Genomic DNA, 15913 nt, shown 5'->3' on the forward strand with positions numbered 1-15913 from the left:
CTCATTACTAATTTTATGATTAGGTGAATATTATGCTTTTGCATGCAACGATTAACAGGATAAAATTGTATTTCGTGCATCATGCCTAGCTTTCAATTCTCCATAGCGGATCTCATCGGATGGATCATCATTTATCAAAGTCTTTTCTTTACCCTAACCCTCTACCTTCAACATAAAAAGCAGACCTCTTTCAATCGCATTCTGTCCGCCTTTACAGCTTTATTCGCCCTCAACTTTCTCAACATTCTCCTCATCAACCAAGGCGTTTTAAATCAGGACCAGAATTTTGGTCTGGTCTATGGCTTGTTATATGGTCCGGTTTTCTATTTCTACACCCTATTTTTGACGGATAAGGGTCAGAATTTCCAACAAAAAGATGGGCTGCATTTTCTGCCCGCAGCATTCATCCTAATTCTAATCCTGGTCGCCGGAAATCTGATCCAATCAGAAAATAGCCTCTTCCTGCTAACCCTCATGGTTTTAGGTCATATTTTCTACTACCTAGGGAAGGCCTTTCTCACTATCCGAAACTTCCAGGATTTACTCAAAGACAATTTCTCCGAAATAGAAAGTCGCCGACTTTCCTGGCTCAGAAGTCTGATCCTTTCGGTCTCCTTCATCCTCCTTTTTGCCGGCCTCGAAGCCTTCCTCCCCATTTCTTATGCCAGGCTGTATGGAGATATTTATTTCATCCTGATTTCTCTTTTCAGCCTCATGATCATCAATTTCATGTTCTACAAAGGCTTAGAATACCCGGAAATCCTGAAAGATCAGCTTATTCCCCCAAGCAAAGAAAAATACAAGGGCTCCAATCTGGATAAAAAAAGGACAAAGGAAATTCTCCGAAAGCTCGATATATGCATGGAAACGGAAAAACCCTATTTGAATGAGGAATTAAGCATAGGTGAATTGGCGCAAATGCTGGAGATTTCCAGCAAAAATCTCAGCCGGGTAATCAATGAACAAAAAGGGATGAATTTTTTTGACTTCATCAATCAATATCGGATCGAAGAAGCCTGCGAATTGCTTCAAAATAGAAGTCGCTCTGAATTGCGCATCAATGAAATCATGTACCAGGTAGGTTTCCGTTCCAAATCAACCTTCAATCAAGTCTTCAAACATAAATTGGGCATGACTCCCAATGCCTATCGTTCCAGGCACCGAGAAAAATCCTGAATTTTGGTCCGAAATCCTGAATTCGGACTTCTGGACTTTTTTGATCGCTTCCTTTGTTCAAAAACAGCAATCAAAATGTCTAAAACTTTTGTTACACTCATCCTGATCCTCTTTTTCCTTAATAACAGTCTGTTAGCACAAAAAATATTAACTCCCTCAGATCAGTTGGAAGATTTGACCTATCTGGTCGAACGCCTGGAGGAGATTCATCCCAATCCCTATGATTCTTTATCGAAAGAGGATTTTTATGGGAAAATTGAGCTGCTTAAAAAAGAGTTTTCTGTAGAAAGGAAGTCTTCTGATTTCGCCAAACTTCTCATGCCTCTTCTTTCAGCTTTGGGCGATGCACATACAGAAATGGAAGTCCCTCAAAAAGAATTTCGAACTTTTCAGGAAGCGGGAGGAAGTTTATTCTCCTTTTTAGTCGACATCCGGGAACAAGAAGTATATGTCAAAGATCATCCTGACTATGAGGGCGCAAAAATCACCCAAATCAACGGCATTCCGCTCACTCAAATTCTTCCTGCCATTCGATCTTATGTGAGTGCAGAACGAGAAGCCTTTCGGGAAGCAGTCATTGAAAAAAGCTGGCAGGCTTATTCATGGTTTGAGTTGGGCGAAATTCATACCATCAGTATAGAATGGAAGGGGAAGAAAATAGAGGTAAAAAACGGGGAAGAAACATTAGGAGCTCAAAAAACTAAAGCATATGAATGGGAGATAGTTGGCAAGAAAGCCTGGATTAGATTTAATAGAATGGCTAATCTGAGCGCATTCAAGAAGTTCTTGAAAGAAAGCTTCCGAGAAATCGCCTCAAAAGAGGTTGATACTTTATTGATAGACCTTCGCAAAAATGGAGGAGGGGATTCCAGGTTGGGAGATCTACTGATTTCCTATCTCTATGAAGGAAGGTATCGACAAGTAAGCGCTTTACAAGTAAAAGCAAGCAGCAGTCAAAAAGCCTATTTCCATAAAACCTATATCCCGTTTTTCCTCAAACCTTTCCTTCCTCTCTTCAAACTGAATCCCGTTCTTCGCGCTACCTTCGGAAAATCAGGAAAAACCTATGAGATCAAATTCAAAGAGAAGCAAGCGAAAAAGAGAAAAAACAGCTTTCGGGGGAAAGTTTATGCCTTAATTGGGCCCTCCACTTTTTCCAGCGCAGCCATCCTCGCCAATGCCTTGAAAGAATATGAAATAGCTGAAATGCTGGGAGAAGAGACCGGAGGAATCGGGATTTTTTATGGAGATAATATCTATATCGAATTACCACATTCGGGCCTTCGTTCGACCATCAGTTTCAAGAAATTTGTATTGCCAGGTGCCAAAGCGGATGGAAGAGGAGTTGTTCCTGATAGGCCATTGCCCTTTAGGGATATAAACTAATGACCGATGTCATCTCGAAGCTTGGCTGAGCGATGGCAAGAGCGCTGAGTGATCATGTATTCATTTCACCTCAAAAACAAGATTCCTCGGCACCCAGATCCATGCAATACCCAGCCTCGGAATGACATTTGCCCCCATCATCTCGAAGCTTGGCGGCGCGATGGCAAGAGGGCTGAGAAATCGTGTATTTATTTTATCCATTATCATTCCCAAATGAAAACATGCTTTATCGCAGAACCCTTCTTCCAAAAATTTCGTTCAGAATTACTTCAAGTATAAAACCATGAAAATCTTTCCTGAGCTCCAATCCGAGCGACTGATTCTGGGTGAAATCCTCCCACGGCATGTTCCCGAAATAGCCGAATTGGTCAACAATCCCAAAATTGCCCAAATGACCTTGCACATCCCTCATCCCTACGAAAGGAAGGATGCGGAAGATTGGATCATCAAAGTCAGGCAAAATTTTGAAAACGAAGGTCGATACAGTTTTGGAATCCGACTCAAATCTACTGATGCATTTATCGGAGCGATGGGCATTCACCCCAACAAAGAATACTTCAAAGCCGAACTAGGCTACTGGATCGGTGAACCCTATTGGAATCAGGGTTACGCAAGTGAAGCCCTAGGGGCTATTCTCAAATTTGGCTTTGAGGAACTCGGAATGAACAAACTTTTCGCCCAACATTTGATCGATAATCCTGCCTCTGGAAAAGTCATGATCAAAAATGGCATGATTAAAGAAGGAGTCTTAATAGATCACATCAAAAAAGGAGATGAGTTTCAAAGCCTCCTGCAGTATCGATTGACTTTGGCTGAGTATAAGTCATTAAATTCACAAGCATGAAGCTCAACACACTCGAACTGGACATAGAAGCAAGTCAGGGCGTATATAAGATCGAGCATCATTTGATCATAGAGGTCGATGGAGCATACCTCCTTGATGCCATTGATTCTATGAGCCTGGCATATTATCCCGAATTGATAAAAAGCGTCCATGGATCAGGCGACTTCCTGATTTTTACTTGTGCATGCGGGGTAGCGGATTGTGCGGGTTGGGAGAAAGTGCGTGTGACCCACGAAGAGGAAATTGTAGCCTGGGATTTTGACTTTAATGAAATTACTTATGCCTTTCGCTTTGATAAGAACTTCTACATAGGCGAAATACAACGATTGGTATTTGAAGTAGAGCTCCATAAATATGAAATTGAGCCTAAGCATGTCATAGAACCTATGGGTTGAATCCTTTACCTAATGTTGCATACAGGATTCAAAATCAGATAAAATGAACTGGAAAGTATTCCTACAAAATGTAAGCAAAGGCATCATAGAGGAGGATGTTTTGGAAGAAAAGTTTCGGAAGGATACTTCCGCCTATTTGGGTTTTCCGGGAGCTACAGCAGAAGCAATTTCGCAAGCAGAAAAAAGACTGGGATGTAGTCTGCCACCTTCCTATAAAGACTTCCTACTAAGCAGCAACGGACTCAGGCAGCTCAATCATTTTGTCTGGGATATTTATCCTGTGCAAAAAATAGACTGGTTGGGCAATCTTGATCCTGGTTTTGTTAAGACCACTCTGAAAGACCCCATAAAGGTTAAGGATGAAAATTACTTTGTTTATGGGAAGGAACAAGATCCGATATATATACGATATGAGTATTGTCAACACTGCCTGGCAGTCTCAGGCTGGGGAGATGCAGCCATAGTCCTGCTAAATCCGGAAGTCCGCTTTCAGGAAGAATGGGAAGCATGGATGTATGCCAGCTGGATTCCCGGTGCCAATCGCTACCGCTCTTTCGAAGAATTGATGATCGAGGAGTATCAAAGCTTCTGGCAGATCATCAATTACGAAGAAGAAGATTTTCTGGAGCTGTAGGTCAATAGGCCCAAAAGGTCATCTCGAAGTTTAGCTGTACGAAGGCAGGCGCGCTGAGAAATCCTGTATGTATCTCAAGCTAAATACAAGATTCCGCGGCGCACAGAAGCCCTTCCTCAAGCCAGCCTCGGAATGAGGCAAACCGCCTGTGTCATTTTGAGCGAAGTGAAAGGTCTCATTCTTCCAGCAACTTCTTTTCTTATACCAACATTGAGCTTGGGAAAGAAGGAGGGAAATGTCTTAGGCCCTTAGTAAACTCAGGCTGAAACTATCTTTCTTCCTTCTTCTTCAATTATTCTCGCCCTTCTCGTATATTTAAAAAATCCCCGGATATGCCGACGACCATTTCAGAAATAGCAGCATTAATCTTCACCGCTAATCTCCTTCGCTACCTCATCATCGTCATTCCTTTCTTTCTGATCTTCTACGTCTTCTATCGGCAAAAATGGAACTTCCGGAAGATTCAGGACAAATTTCCCAAAGGAAAAGACATCCGAAGAGAAGCACTCTATTCTTTAGCCACCATTGCAATTTTCACCCTCATAGGCCTTCTGGTTTTTGCTACGCCTATACGTGAGTATACCCTTCGCTATGACAATATCTCTGATTATGGTTGGGCTTATTGGGTCCTGAGTATTGTCCTGATGATTTTTCTCCACGATACCTATTTCTACTGGGCACATAGGGCCATGCATTATCCTCCTTTATTCAAATATTTTCACCTCGTCCACCACAAATCCACCAATCCTTCTCCCTGGGCCGCCTATGCATTTCATCCACTGGAAGGGATAGTAGAAGCGTCCATCATTTTCCCGATCGTATTTCTCATTCCTTTTCATCCCTCAGCTATAGCCATCTTTCTCTTTTTCATGATGATTTATAATGTCTATGGCCATCTGGGTTATGAACTCTACCCTAAAGGATTTAACAAGCATCCTATCGGGAAATGGCTCAATACTTCCGTCAATCACAACCAACACCATAAATTCTTCACTGGAAATTTTGGACTGTATTTCCTCTTTTGGGACAGATGGATGGGAACTATCAGAGAGGATTATGACCAAGGATTTTTAGCAGTAGACCAAAAAAGAAGAAAAACCCCATGAACATAGCCTTACTCATCGCCAACCTTCTTTGTCTCCTGGCTTTTGGAGCTCATACCTTTATGGGAGATAAAGAAATTCGTAGCCTGGAACCGGAAGAAGTCGAAGGGAATAAACGTCAAAACTGGACACAAGCCCGAGCTGGATGGCACATGGTTTCTTTTGATTTGCTTTTTGCCAGCCTGGCATTAGCTCTGATCAATTTTAGCGATTGGATCAAAGACGAAACTTTCCTCCTGCAAATCCTCATGGTTTATTTTATTGGCTATGGAGTTTTTTGGTTAATGGGACTTCTTATTTCAAAGTCATTTCCCAAAAATTACCTCAAATTGGGTCAATGGGTGCTTCTTTGGGGCATTGCGGCTTTGGTATGGTGGGGAATTTGAGCCCGCAAACCCCTTGGTATACCTGACCTAATCCTTATTGTGCCAACATTTTGTCGAGCAGCTTATGGTAGACATCCCGCTTCACATAATGGGTGTGTCGCTGGCTCTTTACATACTGCATCTTTCCCCTGAGATTGGGGTATTCGGTATTTTTCTTCTGAGTAAAGCGGGCATATCTCTGCGGGTCTTTCTCTTTGCAATCCAGATATTGAGCGATGAGGTCTGCCTGCTTGCCAAACATCTCATAGGCCGCTCCATCTGTTTCTATGCCTCCCAGAAAAAAGAGATTATTATACTTCCGGTCAAAGATCTCCATATAGAGATCAAGAACCCCTTCTTTTTGATGCTGGTATTTCTTGTCGATGAAAGGATAAGCACGCTTATATCCCGTAGCCAAGACTACTACATCAACCTCCACAGAAGTCCCATCCTCAAATTCGACTTCCTTCCCTTTGAATTTGCTCACATTTCTTTTCGCAGCGATATCTCCGTGTCCCAAATGATAGAGGATACGGGTATTCATGATGGGATGAGAGCTTAGGATAGGATGATCCGGTTTCTGCAAACCGTATTTCTCCAAATCTCCAACCAATACCTTATTGATCAAAAATTCATTGATCCTCCTGTCCAGCCATAGGGGTAAACTCGGGCTTTCATGGGCAAATACATCGCAAGGTTTCCCAAAGACATATTTCGGCAGGAAATAATAGCCCCTACGCATACTGATGTAGGCCTCTTTAGCCACTTTTGCAGCATCACAGGCGATATCACAGCCAGAATTCCCAGCCCCGATAATCAGAACCTTTTTGCCACGAAATTGTGCCATGCTCAGGTACTCCTGGCTATGGTACATCTCTCCGATAAATTGCCCCGGGATTTGAGGGAAATTGGGATACCAGGTAAGACCGGTAGCACAGATAACCCCCGCATATTCACGGCTTTCGCCATTGCTCAACTTCACCTGCCACAATTCGCCCGCTTCCAAAGGATTGATCTCCTCTACTTCCAGCTCAAATTGAATGTGTTTTTCTAATTCATGCTTGCTCGCATAAGCCTGTATGTAAGACAAGATTTTATCATGACGGGGATAATCAGGATAGTCCTCAGGCATAGGAAAATCTCGAAAACCGGATAAGGTCCGGGAAGAAATAAAATGTGCAGACTCATACATCGCTGAGTCTTTCCGCTCAATATCCCAAATTCCCCCTACTAGCTTTCCTTTATCAATAATATCGAAGCCCAGCCCACAGGCTTTCAAAGCCACAGCTGCACACAAACCCGCAGGTCCGGCTCCAATGATGCAGTACTTTGAAGTAGTTTCCATTGTCCCTTACTCAATTTCCATCTCTAGCCATTTCTCCAGGGCTTCCACCATTCTTCCTCTTTCCTGGGGACTCATATTTCGTATACGCGCCTGTCCATGATCTTTGCCCTCAAGGAAAAACCAAAGCGAATTGGTTTCTTTAGAAGGAAGGGTCGCTGTAGCCGACCAGGTATCATTGGCTCCATTGATATAGATGAAATTATTGCCTTCTTCTCTGATCCACTTATCTACTTTCGGCAAAAGAGAACCATCAAATTCGACTTTCATTTTATTGGGGGTAAAGGCAGCATGGGGATGTGGCTGCATAGGCAAAGCTTTCAGCAAACCTTCAAATTCCTCCGTTTCATATCCATAATATCCCATTTGAGCCGCTGCCTGATAATAGTGCGAACTATAGGCTTCAATTTCCCCATCCGCAAAAAAGGAAAGACTGGAAACCGACAAAAGGTGATCCAATACTTCTTCTAAAGGAGCAGTTTCTGAAGGGATATCCTCACATTTTGCTCCCCATTGCCAGAAAGAAAAAGGATATTCGAGTACTGTATATTCAAAGGCCTCTTCAAAACCCAGGTAATTGAAATTCAGCTTGGCACCTTTGCTATACCATTTCAACATCCGCAAGACTTCATTTCTATAGGTCAACAAACGCTTCTGTACAGTATAAATCTTCTGGCGGCACTCCTCTGTTCCAATCTTGTCCAAAAACTCATAGATTCTTTCCTCCTCATATTCAAGATTCAAAGGAGCTACATAAGGAATACTAACGGTAACATCATCCGGATAGAAATAACGATAGAAAATCGTTGTCTGGCCACCTTTGCTGATCCCACTACTCACCCAGTCATCCTGGTAAATCTGACCTAAGATCTCTCTTACTTTGTGTAAATCTGCAGTTGCCTGTTCGAGGTTCAGGTATTGATAATCCAATTCATCGGGCATGCTTTCCCCGAAATACCTATGCTCTACATCAATCTGATTGGCATCCAGCAAATAGGAAATCTCATACAGTCGATTGCTGTTTCGATTATAGCCTTCTGTAATAAGGACATTGGGCCGATCATAGCCTTTGTGAGAGAGGTATACTTTCTGATAAAAATGTCCCTTCTCCGGAGCGGTATGATCCAAAGGTTGCTTTACTTTGAGTTGATAAGCAGCCCCATAACCCGTAGGCGTTTCTATTCGACTAAAACTCACATCCGGCAATTCGAAAAGTTTTTGTTCCAGTTCCGGATACTGTGCCCATACAGGAAGGGAAAGAATAATTGATAGTGCAATGAGGATGAACTTTCTCATGATTTGATTGGGTTGAAAATCTGGCTTTCTATAACAATGTTAATTTACTCATTTTCAAATCGTTGCATGATATAGTCATGAACCTTACTGAGCCGCATATTGAGGGTAGAAGGTCCGACCCGAACATAGAAATGATCCTTATCTCCATCTTTGATATACACAGCTTGGGTAGCCGGTTCACAATCTACCCGAAGGATATTGTGGCCCTTATACCGAATCACCTCATAGTTGATAAAATCAGAGTGCTCGCTGCCCATTCGATTTTTGATCATATTGGTCAGATGGAGCATATATTTGTCTTCATTGGGAAAACCGTCTTTTTCAATACCGATGGGATTGCCCTCATCATCTACCCCTACAAATAAGGTCCCACCCCGGCTATTTAAAAAGGCAGCCATACTTTTGAGCACCGCCATCTCCATAGCCTTGTCTTTTTGTCCACTTTTCAGGTTAAACCGCATCGTAGATTTGAATTCTACAAAATCCTTTTCCCCTTCTTCTATGAGTTCGGCAGAAGAAACCTGCTCTCGTGTACGCAGGTAATCGGTGATCCTTTTCGCCAGCAAACGCGTGACTTTAAGGGCAAGTTCCGTAGAGATCTGGGAGGCATCGTAGAGGGATTCTCCACTCAACTGAACTACAGAAGCTTCCTCAATCGCCCTCACCGATCCCGATCTTACAGAATTATTGATGATCCCAATTTCTCCGAAAAGTTCTCCGGGCATCATAACCTTATAGTCCTGATTATGGCTATTTAGCTGAAAGTTGCCTTCAGCCACAACAAAAAGGTAGTGCGCGGGTTGATCCTCTGAAAAGACCAGTTCATTTTGTGAATAGGTTTTAAGCCGGGAAATAAAGCAGAGTTCTTTTAACTCTTCTTCCGACAATTGTTGGAAGATGGGATTCTTCTTAAGAAAGCTGATCAAGTCGCTGTCTTTGGATGCACGTATTTCTCCTGGCATTTCAAAAATTCCTAAGGGAGAACGAAAGAGAGTCCCCCTGGTTTCATCTCATCTCTGAAATTAGGAAAATAGAATTTAGTATGAAAAACGAGATGAAAATACTAGCTTCGATTGTCAAAAAAGAGCATTTAACATGGAAGATCGTTTAGCAGAATGGGTAAGTGGCGTAAGAGAAAACAGCCGGCTTTTTGAGGAAAGGTTCAAAGGACTGGACAAGGACAGGCTTAACTGGAAGCCCAATCCTGATAAATGGAGCGTAGGTCAAAATATAGATCACCTGATTCAGATCAGTCGAAGTTTCTATCCGCATATTGAAAAGGTAAACAGGGGCGAATACAAAAAACCTTTTATGGGCAGATTTAAATTTCTGGTCAATTTCTTTGAACGGGTAATCCTGAATGCCATCGAACCGGACAATCCCAGAAAAACCAAAACCTTTCCGGTTTGGGAACCGGATCTGAGTAATGTAGAGGAAAATATTTTAGATCAATTTCTGGAGGAACAGGAAGCCCTGGTTTCCATGTTTGAAAGCAGTAAGAATCAGTTGGGGAAAGGAATTGTTATTTATTCTCCAGCCAGTAAGAAACTGGTTTATTCTCTTGAAGGAGTCTTTGATATCCTGGTGAAACATCAACTCAGGCATTTGCGTCAGGCAGAAAAAGTTCTGGATGCGCGCAGAGCCTTTCCTGATAAAATGAATGGAATTTAGTGGCCTTCATATCAGTTTCGCAGCATTTGCACTCATTTCTCTGGGAGCAGCTCTGGGCCTTGCCCTGAGTAAACGCTTTATCTATGCCGCTTTTCTTTTATTTGCCCTGCTTTTTGGAGTGGCTGCGATATTCATTTTTGCAGGAGCCGAATTACTGGCCGTTGCCCAACTCATTGTTTATGTAGGGGGAATCCTCATCCTTCTGGTCTTTGGAATCATGCTCACCCGAAAGCGAATCTCGGGATTTGCTGAAACTGCCTTGCACCAGAGTATTCCTTCAGCATTGCTTGGCATAGGGACGGCAGCAGTACTCTTATTTGTCTTTCTTCAGGTGGATTGGGAAAATCTGGACTGGATACAAAATAGTGGTCCAGTAGAAAGTGGATTAGATAATCCACAAATGATTGGAAAACAATTGCTGAGTAGTTACCTGCTTCCTTTTGAACTAATGGGAATTTTGCTTTTGCTGGCACTAATCGGAGCCGCTTATATCGCTAAAGAAAAAGCCTAGCTTTTTTCCCATACATACTCCAGCACTCTTTCCTCTATGTTAAAAGGGCCAAGGTCGTCCAATCCCAATTGTTTAACCGCATATAATAGAAACTCTCTTTCTTCGGTCATATGCTTTCCCAGCTTTTCTGCATAAAATTTACCGGCAGTTAAAAGAGCCTCTTTAGGAATCAGCCCAATGAGTTCTGAACCCCTTATTTTTATTTTTCTTTTTTCGGCGGAAAGTTTAGCAGCCTCATAAGCCTCGTGAATGGCACATTGGGAAAGGTCTGTCAGATTGGTGGAAACCTGTGCAAATTTATATTCTTCGATAAACCAACCAATCGCCTTAAGGGATTTACACATGCCCGGAATTCTGAGGGCCTTGCCTTCCTCATCTCTCTGGATTTTTCCTTTCACTTTTTTCACTCGGCCAATCTCCCGAATATCAAAAGCAATAGCATTGGCTTTTTTGACCGATTTAGTTTTCAGGTTTATGTTATAAGCCACCAGAAATTTACGGACGCCCAAGACGGTTTGGCCTGATTTTGCATTGAACTGAGCCGGCCCAAAATCAGGCTCCCATCCGGGTAGCTTAATTTTGTCTCGAAATCCTTCATATTCTCCAGCACGGATTCTTGCAAGATTTTTTCGATCCTCATCTCGGGCATTCTCTTCATACAGATATATAGGGATACCAAGTTCCTCTGCAATTCTCTTAGCTAAAGTTTCGGCATAGGGGATAAGTTCTTCTGTACTGATTCCGCTTATAGGTACCAAAGGACAGACATCAACCGCTCCCATTCTAGGGTGAGTCCCTGTATGTTTTCGCATATCGATCAGGCTGCTCGCTGTTTTTACAGCCTGATAGGCGGCCTCCACTACCGGCTCAACTTCCCCTGCAAAGGTCATAACCGTACGATTTGCAGAATGTCCGGGATCTATGTGCAGGAGTTTTACGCCTTCGACAGAACGAATACTTGCTGCAATAGCCTCAATAACTTCTGCATTTTGGCCCTCACTGAAATTGGGAATACATTCGATCAGTGCCATGCGAGATGTAATTAGCTTAGCGACAAACTATCCAGGGCAATCTTTCCAAAGCTTTGCATAATCAGGGCATTTTTTGCGCGTAAACCATAGCCCTCTTCCTCTTCCAGGGTTTCCAGTAAAAAGCCTAAAAGTTCGGGTTGAGGATAGTCCTCTATCGCATTTTGCCACACTCGATCAAAATCTTTGCCCTGCGCACTTTCCGCAGCTTCTAGCAAAGCAATATTATCTTCACGCAGTGCCTCCAATTGTTCTTCCGAAACAAGAGGGATTTCATATCCCGCTTCCTGATAAGTCTTATAGAAAAAAGTCCCAAGAAAGAGGAGTAATTCCTGTTCATCTTCATTGAGATCCCCTTCCCCCATACTCATGAGGTAGGCAAGCAATAAAGGCTGCTCGTCTCCAAACTTATCAATCAATCCTTCCATTTCGGATTCTGCCTCTGGAGATTCCAACCATTCTATCGTTTTGTCGACAATTTCTGCGCTTATCACTTTCATATCTTGCTACAAGATTTTTCTGTTTCAAATCCCGGGCAAAATAGCAAAACTCTTCGCTATATGATAACTTGCCCGCAGCTTATATACTTTTGAACTATGCTAAATGAAATCAACCCAGGCTCAACCCGTAGTTGGGAAAAATTATCCCAGCACTTTGAGCAAATGAAAGCGACTCATATGCGAGATCTTTTCAACTCAAATGCAAAAAGATTTGAGAAGTTCTCCCTCCAATTTGAAGATATACTCCTCGATTATTCGAAAAATATAATTACAGCCGAGACCCTCGCGCTTTTGCTTTCTCTGGCAGATGAATGTGAGCTTGCCGACAGCATCATCGCCATGTTTGCCGGAGGTATAATCAACCAAACGGAAAAACGTGCGGTACTTCATACTGCTCTTAGAAACAGAAGCAATCGCCCCATCCATGTGAATGGAAAAAACATCATGGAAGAGGTCAATTCAGTCCTGGACCGCATGGAAGCTTTTAGCAATCGCCTCCATAGTGGAGAAATGAAGGGCTTCACAGGAAAACCCATCACTTCCCTTGTAAATATCGGAATTGGGGGATCAGATCTGGGTCCCGTGATGGTAACTGAAGCTTTGAAGCCTTATTGGAAAGAGGGAATAGAGGTACACTATGTGTCCAATGTCGATGGCACGCATATCAGTGAGATTTTGAAAAAGGTAGATCCGGAAACTACTCTTTTCATGATTGCTTCAAAGACCTTCACCACCCAGGAAACCATGACCAATGCAAGGTCTGCTCGCGAATGGTTCCTGCAAACTGCCAGCGATTCTTCTTTCATCAAAGATCATTTCATTGCGCTTTCTACCAATCAGGAAAAAGTAGAAGAATTTGGGATCGATCCCGCCAATATGTTTGGTTTCTGGGATTGGGTAGGGGGAAGGTATTCCCTTTGGTCCGCCATCGGTATGTCCATTTCCTGTACCATTGGATTTGACAATTTCAAGCAATTGCTGGAAGGGGCACATGCTATGGACGAGCACTTCAGAAATACACCTTTCGAAGAAAACCTTCCGGTCATCCTCGCCCTGATTGGCATTTGGTACAATAATTTTTACGGAGCAGAAACAGAAGCTATCCTTCCTTACGATCAATACATGCATCGATTCCCGGCCTATTTCCAGCAAGGAAATATGGAGAGTAATGGGAAGTATGTCGGCAGAGATGGCAAGTCTGTTTCTTATCAGACCGGACCGATCATTTGGGGAGAACCAGGTACCAATGGACAGCATGCTTTTTATCAGTTGATTCATCAGGGTACAAAAATGATTCCTGCTGACTTTCTAGCTCCTGCCGTTTCCCACAATCCTATCGGTGATCACCATCCAAAATTGATGGCTAATTTCTTTGCACAGACAGAGGCCTTGATGAAAGGGAAAACCGAAGCAGAAGTTGTGGGAGAATTGAAGGAAGCGGGCAAAAGTGAAAAAGAAATAGAATTTCTGACTCCTTTCAAGGTATTCGAGGGAAATAAGCCGACCAACTCCATACTTTTCAAAGAACTTAATCCCCGTACGCTGGGAAGTCTTATTGCTATGTATGAACATAAGATTTTCGTACAGGGCGCCATCTGGAATATCTTCAGTTTTGACCAGTGGGGAGTTGAGCTGGGAAAACAATTGGCCAAAAAGATCCTGCCGGAACTGGAAGACGGTATCGCGGTCAATACCCATGACGTTTCGACCAATGGGCTGATCAATGCGTACAAAAAAATGCGCTAGCTCTGACCCCCATATACAACCTTTTGAGTTTAGCATATACTTTTAGGATAGGCATATACATCATGAAAAAGTTTAGCATACTACTCCTTTTTTTACCGATGCTTCTGGCAGCTCGGCCCCTATCCAATCAAGCCAGGATTAGCCTCATTACCTGTGCACCGGGAAATGAAATTTACTCGGCTTTTGGGCATAGTGCCATTCGTGTCTATGATCCTCTCAATCGAATAGATATGGTGTATGGATATGGGACCTTCGATTTCTCGGATCCCATGTTTCTCCCCAAATTTATTCAACGGGATCTGATGTATTTTCTGGATGTGGATCAGTATCCGCAATTCAAGTATGCTTACGAATATTTTCAGCGGTCCTTTGATGAGCAGATTTTCGATTTGGATTCAGCTCAAAATCAGCGGATTTATGATTTTCTGGAAAACAATATGCGACCGGAGAATCGCTTTTATCTCTATGATTTTTTCTTTGACAATTGTGCCACACGTATCAGAGATGTAGTCTACAATGAATTGGAGGGAGAATTGATAATCCCCAATAAAGACGAACCCTCAGAATTTACTTTTCGGAATATTCTCGATCAGTATTTGATGGAAAGTCCCTGGATGGATTTTGGGATTGACCTTGCATTGGGGGCGGTAGTGGATGTGAAAGCTACTCCCTGGGAGCAGACCTTTCATCCGGATTATCTTTCCTCTGTGATTGGTGGAGCCAGCTTAAAGAATGGGAAAGCTCTGGTAGCCAATAAACAGAATCTGTATAACGCACCTTCTCCCCTCACCAAAGGAAATCCTTTTACGGCCCCGCTTACCATAAGTATTATTGCTTTGCTGGCTGTGGGATTTTTTAGTTGGAAAAATCGGGAACTAGCCAAAAAGAGATTTATCGGTGATGGGATTTTCTTTACTGTGCTGGGGCTCGGAGGTTTGCTATTGTTCTTTTTATGGTTCGGTACAGACCATATTGCCACTAAACAAAATTGGAATTTACTATGGTTTCTTCCTACTCATCTGGTGGCTGGAATTCTTCTGTTTAGAAAAAATAAAGCTCCCTGGTTAAAGACCTATTTCATAATTAGTGGGGGAATGGCCGTATTGGTACTGCTAGGCTGGTATGTGATTCCTCAGGCTTTTCACATAGCCTTTATCCCTCTTTTGCTCATCATCGCTTTGAGAGCCTGGATATTGTTCAAAAAACTGCCAGCAGAAGTGAAGACGTGAAAAGGATTCGATTCTGTTTTTCCAGATTGAGTTTATTATAAAATACAAAAAGGCGCCTCAGGGGCGCCTTTTTGTATAATTGATCGGCGAAATGATCAGGAATTTCTTACAATCGGCACAGGCACTTTGGTTTTGTCCCACATCAGATTCATGTGAACCGTATTAGCGTCTACTTCTTCAAATTCGATGGTAAACTGCTCAAATTCTGAACTGGCAGTTCCGGAAGAAACTTCCACTTGCATGACATCCAACTCATGGTCAACCTCAAAGGCTCCCCATCTTCCCAATTCAGTATTGAGACCGATGGTCCAATTGGATTCTCCAGGAATAGCATAAACTACATATTCTCCAGCCCCTAATTCCTGTCCCCCAAAGTTTACTGTCTGATTGATTTTTATCTGAGTGGCTTCATTGGCCCCCATTCTCCAATACTCTCCATAAGGCTGAAGAGCACCATCAGCAGAAGAACCAAAGATCAATCTGCCTTTTTTAAAGGGACGGCAATATACCACAGACATTTCCAGTCCTTCTTTAGAATACTCTGCAGTAGATTTAGGACTATGATTTCTTGTAGTAGCTAATGTGTAGGCAATATAGCCTCCAAAGGCGAGGACGATGCCCAGGATAAGGAGTAAAATAATACGTCGCGTACTCATATCGGAAATTAGAATTGTTTGCGTTTAGTTT

General features: G+C 42.7%; 17 protein-coding genes. 11 read left to right on the forward strand and 6 right to left on the reverse strand.

Features of this window, described 5'->3' with window-relative positions:
- Positions 1-81: 81 nt before the first annotated feature.
- From R8P61_24810 to R8P61_24840, 7 genes are all read left to right on the forward strand, one after another.
- Positions 82-1176 carry an AraC family transcriptional regulator gene (locus tag R8P61_24810; GenBank protein ID MDW3650319.1) on the forward strand — a complete coding sequence of 365 codons (1095 nt, stop codon included), beginning with the start codon at positions 82-84 and terminating at the stop codon, positions 1174-1176.
- Between the two features lie 75 nt (positions 1177-1251).
- A complete protein-coding gene (locus tag R8P61_24815; GenBank protein MDW3650320.1) occupies positions 1252-2562 on the forward strand; it encodes a S41 family peptidase in 1311 nt (436 codons plus the stop codon).
- Positions 2563-2845: 283 nt separating this feature from the next.
- Entirely contained in the window at positions 2846-3406 is a 561-nt protein-coding gene (locus tag R8P61_24820) for a GNAT family N-acetyltransferase (GenBank protein MDW3650321.1), read from the forward strand.
- A complete protein-coding gene (locus tag R8P61_24825; protein ID MDW3650322.1) occupies positions 3403-3801 on the forward strand; it encodes a hypothetical protein in 399 nt (132 codons plus the stop codon). The genes R8P61_24820 and R8P61_24825 overlap by 4 nt, the downstream gene beginning before the upstream one ends.
- Before the next feature lie 43 nt (positions 3802-3844).
- Positions 3845-4435, forward strand: a complete 591-nt coding sequence (locus tag R8P61_24830; GenBank protein ID MDW3650323.1) for an SMI1/KNR4 family protein — start codon at positions 3845-3847, stop codon at positions 4433-4435.
- 332 nt (positions 4436-4767) lie between these two features.
- Positions 4768-5541 carry a sterol desaturase family protein gene (locus R8P61_24835; protein MDW3650324.1) on the forward strand — a complete coding sequence of 258 codons (774 nt, stop codon included), beginning with the start codon at positions 4768-4770 and terminating at the stop codon, positions 5539-5541.
- Positions 5538-5924, forward strand: coding sequence for a hypothetical protein (locus R8P61_24840; GenBank protein ID MDW3650325.1), 387 nt, complete (start codon positions 5538-5540; stop codon positions 5922-5924). Before R8P61_24835 ends, R8P61_24840 begins: the two co-directional genes overlap by 4 nt.
- Positions 5925-5958: 34 nt before the next feature.
- Here the strand turns inward: R8P61_24840 and R8P61_24845 are convergent, their stop codons facing one another.
- The 3 genes from R8P61_24845 to R8P61_24855 are packed head-to-tail and all read right to left on the reverse strand — an operon-like array spanning position 5959 to position 9503.
- Positions 5959-7248: an NAD(P)-binding domain-containing protein gene (locus R8P61_24845; protein ID MDW3650326.1), complete on the reverse strand. Its 1290-nt coding sequence runs from the start codon at positions 7246-7248 to the stop codon at positions 5959-5961.
- Positions 7249-7254: 6 nt separating this feature from the next.
- Entirely contained in the window at positions 7255-8541 is a 1287-nt protein-coding gene (locus R8P61_24850; GenBank protein ID MDW3650327.1) for a S28 family serine protease, read from the reverse strand.
- A gap of 44 nt (positions 8542-8585) precedes the next feature.
- Positions 8586-9503 (reverse strand): putative DNA binding domain-containing protein, encoded by a 918-nt coding sequence (locus R8P61_24855; protein ID MDW3650328.1) that lies wholly within the window; start codon positions 9501-9503, stop codon positions 8586-8588.
- A gap of 133 nt (positions 9504-9636) precedes the next feature.
- On the opposite strand from R8P61_24855, the gene R8P61_24860 reads away from it, so the two are divergent.
- Positions 9637-10212 (forward strand): DinB family protein, encoded by a 576-nt coding sequence (locus tag R8P61_24860; protein MDW3650329.1) that lies wholly within the window; start codon positions 9637-9639, stop codon positions 10210-10212.
- Positions 10202-10723, forward strand: a complete 522-nt coding sequence (locus tag R8P61_24865; protein ID MDW3650330.1) for an NADH-quinone oxidoreductase subunit J — start codon at positions 10202-10204, stop codon at positions 10721-10723. Before R8P61_24860 ends, R8P61_24865 begins: the two co-directional genes overlap by 11 nt.
- Here the strand turns inward: R8P61_24865 and ftcD are convergent.
- Together ftcD and R8P61_24875 are read right to left on the reverse strand one after the other, a co-directional pair.
- Positions 10720-11754, reverse strand: coding sequence for a glutamate formimidoyltransferase (gene ftcD, locus R8P61_24870; protein MDW3650331.1), 1035 nt, complete (start codon positions 11752-11754; stop codon positions 10720-10722). The genes R8P61_24865 and ftcD overlap by 4 nt on opposite strands.
- A gap of 11 nt (positions 11755-11765) precedes the next feature.
- Positions 11766-12251 (reverse strand): hypothetical protein, encoded by a 486-nt coding sequence (locus R8P61_24875; protein MDW3650332.1) that lies wholly within the window; start codon positions 12249-12251, stop codon positions 11766-11768.
- Positions 12252-12347: 96 nt separating this feature from the next.
- Between R8P61_24875 and pgi the strand changes: the two genes are divergently transcribed.
- Complete coding sequence (pgi, locus tag R8P61_24880; GenBank protein MDW3650333.1) at positions 12348-13997, forward strand: glucose-6-phosphate isomerase; 1650 nt, start codon at positions 12348-12350, stop codon at positions 13995-13997.
- A 62-nt stretch (positions 13998-14059) separates the two neighbouring features.
- Positions 14060-15226: a DUF4105 domain-containing protein gene (locus R8P61_24885; GenBank protein ID MDW3650334.1), complete on the forward strand. Its 1167-nt coding sequence runs from the start codon at positions 14060-14062 to the stop codon at positions 15224-15226.
- A gap of 95 nt (positions 15227-15321) precedes the next feature.
- On the opposite strand, the gene R8P61_24890 is transcribed toward R8P61_24885, so the two are convergent.
- Positions 15322-15882: a DUF2911 domain-containing protein gene (locus R8P61_24890; GenBank protein ID MDW3650335.1), complete on the reverse strand. Its 561-nt coding sequence runs from the start codon at positions 15880-15882 to the stop codon at positions 15322-15324.
- Positions 15883-15913 lie beyond the last annotated feature (31 nt).

The organism is Bacteroidia bacterium, from assembly GCA_033391075.1.
Classification (GTDB): Bacteria; Bacteroidota; Bacteroidia; order J057; family J057; genus JAWPMV01.